The sequence below is a fragment of the Micromonospora sp. NPDC093243 genome (assembly GCF_044753725.1).
GTDB lineage: Bacteria > Actinomycetota > Actinomycetes > Mycobacteriales > Micromonosporaceae > Micromonospora.
The window spans coordinates 126,706-137,648 of sequence record NZ_JBIVNT010000008.1 but is presented as its reverse complement, the minus strand read 5'-3'; the positions used below and the strand labels follow the sequence as shown (position 1 = coordinate 137,648).

Here is a 10,943-nt window from a genome sequence, read left to right as displayed (position 1 = left end):
CCGAGTTGACCAACCCAGATCAACTGCATGTCGGCGACATTGCGCTTTCGGCGCCGGCCGGACACCCCCATGTCGGCGACGTGGAGTGGATCACCCGCCGCGCTGGCAGCGTCCGCGCCGGTGGGAGGCCGGTGGTCAGTGGGTGAGGTCGGCGACGGGCCGGGGCGGGCCGTCGCCGACGAGGCGGAACGTGTCCGCGCCGGCCGGCTCCACCAGGCCGTCCTGCACCAGGCCGGCCAGGGCCCGGGCCCGCTGGACGTCGTCCGTCCACACCTGGTCCAGCCGCTGCTGCGGCACCGGGCCGGTCGCCTCCCGCAGCATTGCGAGCAGCAGGCCGCGCACCTGCCGATCGGTGCCGGCGTACCGCTGTGGCCGGCGGGTGGGCCCAGCCGGCGCCTCCTGCCCGGACGCCCGCCACGCGCAGCTCGACTCCACCGGGCAGCGGGCGCAGTGTGGTGTCCGAGCGGTGCAGATAACCGCGCCCAACTCCATGAAGGCCGCGCTGGCCAGCGCCGCCGCGGCCGGCTCCAGGGGTAGCAGCTCCTCGGTGGCGACCAGGTCGGCGGGACGGGTGGCCGGCCCGGCGTCCGGCTGGCCGGCGACGGCCCGGCAGACGACCCGACGGACGTTCGTGTCGACCACCGGGTGCCGCTGCCCGTACGCGAACGCGGCGACCGCCCGGGCGGTGTACGTGCCGACGCCCGGCAGCGCCAACAGCTGGTCCAGCCGGTCCGGGACCTCCCCGCCGTGCCGCTCCACGATCGCCACCGCGCACTCGTACAGCCGTACCGCCCGGCGTGGGTAGCCGAGCCGCCCCCACATCCGGATCGCCTCTGCCGGGCTCTCCTGCGCCAGCGCGGCCGGCACCGGCCACCGGGCGAGCCACGCGTCGAAGGCGGGCAGCACCCGGACCACCGGCGTCTGCTGGAGCATCACCTCGCTGACCAGGATCGCCCAGGGGCCGACGTCCGGCTTGCGCCACGGCAGGTCGCGGGCGTTCTCCTCGTACCAGCGGCTGACCAGGGTGGCGAAGTTCGGTTCAGTCATCGTGCCGCCGATGATGTCACGCGGGCCGGTCCCGGAGGTTGGGCGGGCTGGGCGGGGCGGCGCGGGTACCGGTGGCGGATCGGGCAGAATGCCCGGATGAACGAGCTCGCGATCACCGTCATCGGCCGGGACCGGCCGGGCATCGTCGCCGACGTCGCCGAGGTGCTCGCCCGGCTGGGCGCGAACCTCACCGACAGCACCATGACCCGGCTGCGCGGACACTTCGCGATGACCCTGATCTGCGTCGGGCCGGCCGCCGCGGATGTCGAGGCCGCCCTGGCGCCGCTCGCCGCCGACGGCCAGCTGCTGGCGACCGTACGGGCGGTGACCCCGGACGGCGAGGTCGCGCCGGGCGGCGAGCCGTACGTGGTGGCGGTGCACGGGGCGGACCGGATGGGCATCGTCGCGGCGATGACCCGGGTGCTCACCGACGCCGGCGGCAACGTCACCGATCTGAGCACCCGGCTGGTCGGCTCGCTCTACGTGGTGCTCGCCGAGGTGGACCTGCCGCCCGGCACTGTCGACACCCTCAGCGGCCAGCTGGACCGCACCGCCGCCGAGTTGGGCGTCGAGGTCACCATCCGGCCGGCGGATCCGGACCTGCTGTGACGGGGGACGTACGGGAGCCGGAGGCCGACCGCACCGGCACGGAGTACGCCGGGCTCGGCGACTGGACACCGGAGACGCTGACTGTGCCCGGTGAGGTCCGTGCCGTGGTCGCCGCGCCGCACCAGGCGCTCAGCCGGGCGGGCGGCGAGGTGGACCCGACCTCGGCGGAGACGGTACGGCTGGCCGCCGATCTGATCGCCACCATGCGGGTCTCGCCCGGCTGTGTGGGTCTCGCCGCCCCGCAGATCGGCGTGGGCGCCCGGGTCTTCGCGGTGGACGTGACCGGGCATCCCAAGGCGGTCACCGTGCACGGCACCTTCGCGCTCTGCAACGCGCGGGTGGTCGAGGCGACCCGTTGGAAGCCGGGCCGGGAGGGCTGCATGTCGGTGCCGGACCTGACCGGGGACGTCAAGCGGGCCAGTCGGCTGGTGGTCGAGGGGGAGTTGCCGGGCAGCGGCGCCACGGTCCGGCTCGTCAGCGACGGTTTCGAGGCGCGCGCGCTGCAACACGAGATCGACCACTGCGCCGGCCTGCTCTTCCTGGACCGGGTGGCCGGGGCGCACGCCATCTACCAGCGCAAGGTCTATCTCTGAACTGCCGGACGACGCCGCCGGGCCGATCGTGGACCGGGCGGGGGCACCACCGGTGGCCGTCGCCGGGGAGGGACATGTCGGCTCAGCACCCCGCCCCGGTGAGCGGATCCGAGGTCTACAGTGGACCGCCGGGCGGACCCGCGGGTGAACCTGCCGGCGCGTCGCGCAGGTGTGCCGGCCGGCGCGCGGCTACGGTGGGGGCATCATGCGTCTGACGGTCGGCCCCCTGCCACCCGCCGTGTACTGGCGGCGTCGCGCCGTCGTACTCGGAGCGGGGCTTCTCTTCCTGATTGTCCTGCTCTACTCGTGCACCGGCTCGGGCAACAGCGGCGACACCCCTCGGGCCGGGTCGTCCCCGAGCTCGACGGCCACCCCGGGGCCGACGGGTTCGGTGCTCACCCCGCAGACCGGGGCGCCGCCGCCGGAGGCATCGGACGACCCTGACGTCGCCGACCCGTCCACCGGGGCACCCGCATCCCCGACCGAGGACCCGCCGGTGGCGCCGGCCGCCGGGACGAACGACGGGAGCTGCACCGACACCGAGATCAGCGTGACCGCGGTCGCGCTGCCCTCTTCGGTCCGGCGCGGCGCCGTGGTCGACCTGCACTTGAAGATCAAGAACCGGTCGGACCGGACGTGCAGCCGGAACGTGGGCGCCGATCTGCAGGAGCTGTTCATCAAGTCCGGCGCCGAGAAGATCTGGTCCTCCGACACCTGCGGCACCGGCAAGGGCTCCGACGTGCAGTCGTTCACCCCCGGCTTCGAGCGCTCCTACCAGGTGGGCTGGAACGGCCGGGACACCAGCCGGTGTGCGAACGGGCTGGCCGCCGGCCCCTATCCGCCGGCTGGGACCTACCAGGTCTTCGCCCGGGTGGGCACCAAGCTCAGCGATCCGGTGAAGCTGACCATCTCGGGCTGAGCCCGGTCAGACGTAACGCTCCAGGATGGACGCCTCGGCAAGCCGGGAGAGCCCCTCCCGGACGCCGCGCGCCCGGGCGTCGCCGACGCCCTCGACCGCCTGGAGATCCTCCACGGTCGCGCCGAGCAGCCGCTGCAGGCTGCCGAAGTGCACGACCAGCCGGTCGACCACCGCCACCGGCAGCCGCGGCACCTTCGCCAGCAGTCGGAAGCCGCGCGGGCTGACCGCCGCGTCCAGCGCGTCGGAGGCGGCCGGATAGCCGATCGCCTTGGCGACCGAGACCAGGTCGATCAGCTCGGTGGCGCCGAGCAGGTCCAGCTCGACCAGTGCCTCGTCGAGGGTGCGCGACTTGCGGCCGGCCGGGAGGTAGTCCCGGATGACCAGCGTGCGGTCGGCGTCGACCCCCGCCATCAGCTCGTCGAGCTGGAGCGCGAGCAGGCGGCCGTCGGTGCCCAGCTCGACCACGTAGCCGGCGATCTCGTCGGCGATCCGCCGGACCATCTCGAGTCGCTGCACGACCGCGACCGCGTCGCGCACGGTGACCAGATCCTCGATCTCCAGCGCGGAGAGCGTGCCCGAGACCTCGTCCAGCCGGAGCTTGTAGCGCTCCAGGGTGGCCAGGGCCTGGTTGGCCCGGGAGAGGATCGCTGCCGAGTCGTCCAGCACGTGCCGCTGGCCGTTGACGTAGAGGCTGATGATCCGCATGGACTGGCTGACCGAGATGACCGGGTAGCCGGTCTGCCGGGCCACCCGCTCGGCCGTGCGGTGCCGGGTGCCGGACTCCTCGGTGGGGATGGACGGGTCGGGCATCAGGTGCACGGCCGCCCGGACGATGCGGGTGCCGTCGCTGGAGAGCACCACCGCGCCGTCCATCTTGCACAGCTCGCGGACCCGGGTGGCGGAGAATTCCACGTCGAGCGGGAAGCCCCCGGTGCAGAGCCCTTCGACCACCTTGTCGTAGCCGAGGACGATCAGGGCGCCGGTGCGGCCCCGCAGGATCCGTTCGAGGCCGTCGCGCAGGGCGGTGCCGGGCGCCATCAACGCGAGGTTGGCGCGCAGCGGGTCACCGCCGGGGGCTCCGGCGGCCCCGGTCACGTTCACGCTGATGGGACGGGCCGGCGAGCCCACGGCAGCGGTGCGGGCGTGAGGCGTCGCGCCGGCAGGCTTGGTGGTGTCGCGGTCGATCGGCACGGGCACAGTCTACGGACTGGCGTGCGGTGGGTGCTGTCGCGGTTACTGTGATGTGTCACGATGCCCCGCCCGGCCCTCGACATGCTGTCCGGTATCGCCCGTGCGGTCCCGCCGCGCCGGCCACCCTCGGTCACCCCGCCGACGCGCGAGCCGCACACTGCAGCGCCGCCCGGACGTCGGTGACCTCCGTCACCTGGAGCTGCTCCGACGCTACCCCGGTCGACTCTGGGCCGCACCCGGGCGGGACGAGCGCGACGCGGAAACCCAGCCGAGCGGCCTCCGCCAGCCGGCGCGGCACCGCCCCGACCCGGCGGACCTCGCCGGTCAGCCCGACCTCGCCGATCGCCACCAGGTGCGGCGCGATCGCCAGGTTGAGCCCGCCGGACGCGACGGCCAGGGCGACTGCGAGGTCGGCGGCCGGCTCGACCACCCGGATGCCGCCCACGGTGGCCGCGAAGACCTCCCGGTCGTGCAGGGTGAGCCGCTCGGTGCGCCGTTGCAGCACCGCCAGCACCATCGCCAGCCGGGCCGAGTCGAGCCCGGAGACCGTGCGCCGGGGCGAGCCGGCCACCGTCGCGCCGATCAACGCCTGCACCTCGGTGACCAGCGCCCGTCGCCCCTCCATCGCCACCGTGACGCAGGTGCCGGGCACCGGCTCGGAGTAGCGGGTCAGGAAGAGCCCGGACGGGTCGGCCAGGCTGGTGATGCCGCCCTCGTGCATCTCGAAGCAGCCGACCTCGTCGGCGGCGCCGAACCGGTTCTTGACGCCGCGCACCAGTCGCAGTGAGGAGTGCTTGTCGCCCTCGAAGTGCAGCACCACGTCGACCAGGTGCTCGAGCACCCGCGGGCCGGCGACCTGGCCGTCCTTGGTGACGTGGCCCACCAGCACGGTGGCGATGCCGCGCTCCTTGGCCACCGAGACCAGCGCGGCGGTGACCGCCCGGACCTGGGTCACCCCGCCGGGCACCCCTTCGGTGCCGGTGGTCGAGATGGTCTGCACCGAGTCGAGCACCAGCAGCCCCGGCTTGACCGCGTCGAGGTGGCCGAGCACCGCGGCGAGGTCACTCTCGGCGGCCAGGTAGAGCTGGTCGTGCAGGGTGCCCATCCGCTCGGCGCGCAGCCGGACCTGGCTGACCGACTCTTCGCCGCTGACCACCAGCGAGGGGCTGCCCGCCCCGGCGGCCCACTGCTGGGCCACGTCGAGCAGCAGGGTCGACTTGCCCACCCCCGGCTCGCCGGCGAGCAGCACCACCGCGCCCGGCACCAGGCCGCCGCCGAGCACCCGGTCGAGCTCGCTCACCCCGGTCGGCCGGGCCCGGGCGGGCGCGGCGCTGATGGTGGCGATCGGCCGGGCCGGCTCGGCCGGCATCCGCGAGCTGACCACCCGGCCGGAGACCGTCGGGCCGGTCACCGTGGACTCCACCACCGAGCCCCACTCGCCGCACTCCGGGCAGCGCCCCACCCACTTGGGCGGCTGGTGGCCGCAGGCGTCGCACTCGTAGGCGGGCCGGGGGTCGCGGCCGGTGGCGCGGCCCCGACCGGTCGCCGCGCCGCCACGGGGGGAGGTGGATCGGGGCGTGGTCACAACAGGACGCTAGTCCTGTCGTACGACGAAAACACCGCCGGCGTGGTGGTCGCCACGCCGGCGGTGTCAGTCGCAGTTCTGCGGGTCAGCCGCCGTGGCCGGCGCCGCCCTCCTCGGAGGTGTCCCCGTGGCCGCCCTCACGCTCGACGATGGGCGACGGCCGGGCGCCCGGGGTGAGCGGCACCGCGACCGGGGCGGGGCCGGTGACCGCGTTGCCGTTGCCGAAGTCGAAGGTCACGGTGACGTTCTGCCCGGAGAGCAGCGCCTCGTCGAGGCCGATCAGCTGGAGCAGGTGCTCGCCCTGCTCGTTCAGCTGGACGTAGCTGAGCGGCGCGATCTCGATCCGGGCCGGCTGGCCGGCCGGAGCCGACGGGCTGGCCGACTCGGACGGGCTGGCAGAGCCGGACGGGCTGGCGGAGTCGGACGGGCTGGCCGAGGCGGAACCGCTCGGCGTGGCCGACCCGGACGGGCTCGCCGACGCCGACTCCGACGGGCTGGCCGAGGCGGACGCGGAAGCGCTCGCCGACGCGCCGGTACCGCTGATCACGACCTCGCGGGCGTCCTCGCTGCTGACGGTGACCGTGACCGGGTTCGGCGAGTCGTTGTAGATCACCGCGTTGAGCAGCGCGTTCTCGCCCGCCTTGTAGCCCTCGGTGCCGGGGAACGCCACCAGCAGGCCGCGGACCGACAGCTGACCGTTGCCCGTGGTGAGGTTGACGCCCTGGACCGACGGCTCCTTGTTGGCGGTCTCGGCGATCTGGCCGGCGCCGCACCCGGACAGCAGCAGGCTGGTCGCCGCTGCCGCGCCTGACAGCAGCAGGGCCGCCCGCCGGGAACCCCTGATCGAGCGCGTCACGTCGGTCCTCCTCGTCACGATCACACCCGGTGCGTACGCCGGGCACGGCTGGCCATGCCCGCGCAGACCGCGCTCCAGGGTAGTTGGAGCTGATCGAGGCGCGCACGCCGACCCGGGGATGCCACCTCGGGGTGTGACGCTCAGACCACCCGACCGCTGGTGACCAGCAGAACCACGTCGATGAGCGCCACCAGCATCACCGCCCGGAAGGCCGCGACCGGCCGCCGCCCGGCCCGGGCCGCCGCGCGCCCGCCGTACCAGCCGAGCGGTGGCACCACGACGGCGACCAGCACCGCGACGAGCCCGACCCCCGACGGCGGCCCGGGCGGGCCGAAGACCAGGATGCCGGTCGCGGCGAGCAGCAGCCCCGCCGCGGCGGCCCGGCTGCCGGCCGGGCCGATCCGGTGCGGCAGCCCGCGCACTCCCGTGCGGGCGTCGTCGTCGAGGTCCGGCAGGACGTTGGCGAAGTGCGCGCCGGCGCCGAGGCAGGCTCCGGCGGCGACCAACCAGACCGGCGGCGCCGGCGCCCCGGGCAGCGCCAGCACGATGAAGGCGGGCAGCGCCCCGAAGGAGACCGCGTAGGGCAGCACCGACACCGGGGTGGACTTCAGCGGCCAGTCGTAGAGCAGCGCGGAGACCAGCGCGACGGTGATCCACACGGCGGCGGCGGGGGTGGTGGTCAGCGCCAGCAGCGGGGTGGCGAGCGCGGCGACCGCCGCGGCCCGGGCCACCGTGCGCCGGCCGACCACGCCGGCGGGGATCGGCTTGTCGGTACGCCCCACCGCGATGTCCCGGTCGGCGTCCAGCGCGTCGTTGGCCCAGCCGGTGGCGAGCTGGCTGGCCAGCACCGTGGCGACCACGGCGGCGATCCCGGCCGATCGGTGCCCGACGCCGGCGGCGAGCAGGCCGGTCACCACGGTCACCGCCGCGGCCGGCTCCGGATGGCTCGCCTTGACCAGCCCTAACACCCTTGTCGACATAAGGGAAGTCTGGTCGTTACCGGGGAGTCGTGCCACGCTCGTTGCCATGCGAGACGCGGCTGCGGCGCCCACCCCTGGTCGGGTGCTGCCGCCCAACGATCCGCGGCAGTACGACGACCTGGCCGGTGAGTGGTGGCGACCCGACGGCGTGTTCGCGATGCTGCACTGGCTCGCCGAGGCGCGGGCGGCCCTGGTGCCGCCGGCCGACCGGCCCGGCGCGTTGCTGGTCGACCTCGGCTGCGGTGCCGGGTTGCTCGCGCCACACCTGGCCGGCAAGGGCTACCGGCACGTGGGCGTCGACCTGACCCGGTCGGCGCTGCTCCAGGCCGCCGCGCACGGGGTGACCGCGGTCAATGGCGATGCCACCGCGGTGCCCCTGATGGACGGTTGCGCGGACGTGGTGGCCGCCGGAGAGCTGCTGGAACATGTGCCTGACTGGCGGCGCGCGGTGGCCGAGGCTTGCCGGCTGCTCCGCCCGGGCGGTCTGCTGGTGCTGGACACCCTGAACGACACCGCGGTGAGTCGGGTGGTGGCGGTCCACCTCGGCGAGCGACTGCCGACCGTGCCGCGGGGCATCCACGATCCACGGTTGTTCGTGGACGCCCGGGCGCTGGTCGCCGAGTGCGCCCGGCACGGCGTCGAGCTGCGGCTGCGTGGTGTCCGGCCGGAGGTGCGCGGGCTGCTCGGTTGGCTGGTCCGCCGGATGCGTAACGCCGAGGCGCCGGCCGGCCGCGCGCCGCGGATCGTGCCGACGCGCTCGACCGCGGTGCTGTACCAGGGCTGGGGGGTCCGGAAAGGATAGTCGGAGACCGGCGGGGGTATTGGCACGCCGAGAAGGGGGCGGACATGACCGTGCACGCGCTGGAGGCGGCTCGCCGGTTGGCGCCGCGACTCGCCGCCCGGGCGGCGGAGCACGACCGGGACGGGGTCTTCCCGGTCGACGACTTCCAGGACCTGCGGGAGGCCGGCCTCTTCGGCCTGATGGTCCCGCGGGAGCTGGGCGGGCAGGGCGCGACCTTCGCCGAGTACGCGGCGGTCGCCACCGAGCTGGCCCGCGGCAACGGGGCCACCGCGCTGGTGTTCAACATGCACGCCTCGGTCACCGGCGCGCTCGGCGCCGTCACCGAGGAGCTGGCCGAGGCGCTCGGGGTCCCGGACGAGGCCCTCGCCGCCCGGGACCGGTTGCTCGCCGCGGCGGCCCAGGGGGCCTGGTACGCGGTGGCGATGAGCGAGCGCGGCGCCGGTGCCCGGCTCTCCCAGCTCAGCACGGTCTACGAGCCGGTCGAGGGCGGCTGGCACCTCAAGGGGAGCAAGACCTTCTGCTCCGGCGCGGGGCACGCCGACGGCTACCTGGTGGCCGCCCGCAGCGCCGCCGACCAGTCGGTGGTCTCCCAGTTCCTGGTTCCCGCCGCCGGCGCGGCCGGGATCACCGTCGAGCCGACCTGGGACTCGCTCGGCATGCGCGCCACCGCCTCGCACGACCTGCACCTGGACGTGACGGTGCCGGCCGACCGGCTGCTCGGCGGGGTGGAGGGGCTCGCCCTGGTGGTCGCCCAGCTCATGCCGCACTGGCTGGTGGCCAGCTACGCCGCGGTCTACGTCGGGGTGGCCCGGGCGGCGATCGACGCGGCCGCCGAGCATCTCAACGCCCGCAACCTCGCCGGCCTGCCGGCGGTCCGGGCCCGGCTCGGCCGGGCCGACGCGGCGGTGGCCGCGGCGCAGCTGGTGGTCACCGAGGCGGCGCGTCGGGTGGACGAGGCGCCGGGCGACGACGAGACCAATCGCTGGGTGTGGCGGGCCAAGCTGCTCGCCGGCACCACCGCCGCCGACGTCGCGGCGTCCATGTTGGAGGCGGCGGGCACCTCGGCCACCCGACGGGGCCACCCGCTGGAGCGGCTCTACCGGGACGCCCGCTGCGGCTCGCTGCATCCGGCCACCTCGGATGTCTGTGCCGACTGGCTCGGCATCGCGGCGCTGGGCGGCGACCCGGACCGTGACGCATCGGCGCCTCGTTGGTGAGCGTGGAGCCACCCGGGGTCGTCCCGGGTCGGGGGAGGGGCTCCGGAAGGGCAGCGTCGGACGAGAGGTGGGCATCGTGTCCGTACCGGTGATCGCGGGACTGGGGACGGCGCAGCCGCCCTCCGCCCGGCAGGACGAGTTGTGGGAGGGCTTCTTCTCCCGGCACTTCTCCGGCACCACCCGGGCGTTGGCTCAGCGGATCTTCGCCAACTCCGGCGTCACCCGCCGGCAGGCCGCGGTGAACCCGCTGCTGGAGGACGTCTCCGACTGGCCGACCGAGCGGCGGATGCGGCGCTACCAGGTGGAGGCCCTGCCGCTGGGGAAGGAGGCGGTCGGCCGGGCGTTGACGGCGGCCGGCCTGGACGCGGGCGACATCGGCCTCTTCGTGGTCTGCTCGTGCACCGGCTACGCGACCCCGGGGCTGGACATCCTGCTCGCTCGCGACCTCGGCATGGCCCCGCACACCCAGCGGATGTTCGTCGGGCACATGGGCTGTTACGCGGCCCTGCCCGGGCTCGGGGCGGCCAGCGACTTCGTCACCGCCCGGGGCCGCCCCGCGCTGCTGCTCTGCGCGGAGCTGACCAGCCTGCACATCCAGCCCTCCACCGCCCGGGTGGACACCCAGCAGATCGTCTCGCACGCGCTCTTCTCGGACGCGGCGGTCGCCGCCGTGGTGCTGCCCGGCGGTCCCGGATACGCGCTGCGCGAGGTCACCTCGGTCACCGACACCTCGACCGCCGACCACATGACCTGGGACGTCACCGACGCCGGTTTCCGGATGGGGCTCTCGCCGAAGGTGCCGCAGGTGCTCTCCTCGCACGTGCGGGGCCTGGTCGACGACCTGCTGGCCCGGCACGGCACGACGATCGCCGAGGTGGACGGCTGGGCGGTGCACCCGGGCGGTCCCCGGATCCTCAACGTGGTCGAGCGGGAACTCGCGCTGCCGCCCGAGGCGCTGGCGGCGTCCCGGGCGACGCTGGACGAGCACGGCAACTGCTCGTCGCCGACGGTGCTGCTGATCCTGGACCGGCTGCGCCGGGCCGCCGCGCCGCCGGAGCGGATCGTCATGCTCGCCTTCGGCCCCGGGCTGACCCTCTACGCCGTCCTGCTGGATCGACAGAGCTGAGCGCCGGGCCGTACGCTC

Annotated in this window: 11 protein-coding genes; 6 read left to right on the top strand and 5 right to left on the bottom strand. The window is 74.9% G+C overall.

Annotation, left to right across the window (positions count from 1 at the left end; all coding sequences use genetic code 11):
• Positions 1-135 precede the first annotated feature (135 nt).
• On the bottom strand, positions 136-1,047 hold the full coding sequence (locus ACIP9D_RS26080) for an A/G-specific adenine glycosylase (RefSeq protein WP_350873514.1): 912 nt from the start codon (positions 1,045-1,047) through the stop codon (positions 136-138).
• A gap of 96 nt (positions 1,048-1,143) precedes the next feature.
• Between ACIP9D_RS26080 and ACIP9D_RS26075 the strand changes: the two genes are divergently transcribed.
• The 3 genes from ACIP9D_RS26075 (at position 1,144) to ACIP9D_RS26065 (ending at position 3,168) form a co-directional block, all read left to right on the top strand.
• A complete protein-coding gene (locus ACIP9D_RS26075; RefSeq protein ID WP_350873513.1) occupies positions 1,144-1,656 on the top strand; it encodes an ACT domain-containing protein in 513 nt (170 codons plus the stop codon).
• Positions 1,653-2,249, top strand: a complete 597-nt coding sequence (locus ACIP9D_RS26070) for a peptide deformylase (protein WP_350873512.1) — start codon at positions 1,653-1,655, stop codon at positions 2,247-2,249. Before ACIP9D_RS26075 ends, ACIP9D_RS26070 begins: the two co-directional genes overlap by 4 nt.
• 205 nt (positions 2,250-2,454) lie before the next feature.
• Positions 2,455-3,168, top strand: a complete 714-nt coding sequence (locus ACIP9D_RS26065; RefSeq protein WP_350873511.1) for a hypothetical protein — start codon at positions 2,455-2,457, stop codon at positions 3,166-3,168.
• A 6-nt stretch (positions 3,169-3,174) separates the two neighbouring features.
• Here the strand turns inward: ACIP9D_RS26065 and disA are convergent, their stop codons facing one another.
• The 4 genes from disA to ACIP9D_RS26045 form a co-directional block, all read right to left on the bottom strand.
• Entirely contained in the window at positions 3,175-4,359 is a 1,185-nt protein-coding gene (gene disA / locus ACIP9D_RS26060; RefSeq protein ID WP_350873510.1) for a DNA integrity scanning diadenylate cyclase DisA, read from the bottom strand.
• Positions 4,360-4,489: 130 nt separating this feature from the next.
• The gene (gene radA / locus ACIP9D_RS26055; protein ID WP_350873509.1) at positions 4,490-5,944 is read right to left on the bottom strand and encodes a DNA repair protein RadA; all 1,455 of its coding nucleotides are present in this window, start codon (positions 5,942-5,944) and stop codon (positions 4,490-4,492) included.
• 85 nt (positions 5,945-6,029) lie between these two features.
• A complete protein-coding gene (locus tag ACIP9D_RS26050) occupies positions 6,030-6,800 on the bottom strand; it encodes a hypothetical protein (RefSeq protein ID WP_350873508.1) in 771 nt (256 codons plus the stop codon).
• 140 nt (positions 6,801-6,940) lie between these two features.
• Positions 6,941-7,780, bottom strand: coding sequence for a UbiA family prenyltransferase (locus ACIP9D_RS26045; protein WP_350873507.1), 840 nt, complete (start codon positions 7,778-7,780; stop codon positions 6,941-6,943).
• Positions 7,781-7,826: 46 nt separating this feature from the next.
• Here ACIP9D_RS26045 and ACIP9D_RS26040 point away from each other — a divergent pair, with 46 nt between their 5' ends.
• From ACIP9D_RS26040 to ACIP9D_RS26030, 3 genes are all read left to right on the top strand, one after another.
• Positions 7,827-8,582, top strand: a complete 756-nt coding sequence (locus tag ACIP9D_RS26040) for a methyltransferase domain-containing protein (RefSeq protein WP_350873506.1) — start codon at positions 7,827-7,829, stop codon at positions 8,580-8,582.
• Between the two features lie 44 nt (positions 8,583-8,626).
• A complete protein-coding gene (locus ACIP9D_RS26035; RefSeq protein WP_350873505.1) occupies positions 8,627-9,799 on the top strand; it encodes an acyl-CoA dehydrogenase family protein in 1,173 nt (390 codons plus the stop codon).
• A 67-nt stretch (positions 9,800-9,866) separates the two neighbouring features.
• Positions 9,867-10,925, top strand: coding sequence for a type III polyketide synthase (locus tag ACIP9D_RS26030; protein WP_350873504.1), 1,059 nt, complete (start codon positions 9,867-9,869; stop codon positions 10,923-10,925).
• The last annotated feature ends 18 nt before the right edge of the window (positions 10,926-10,943 follow it).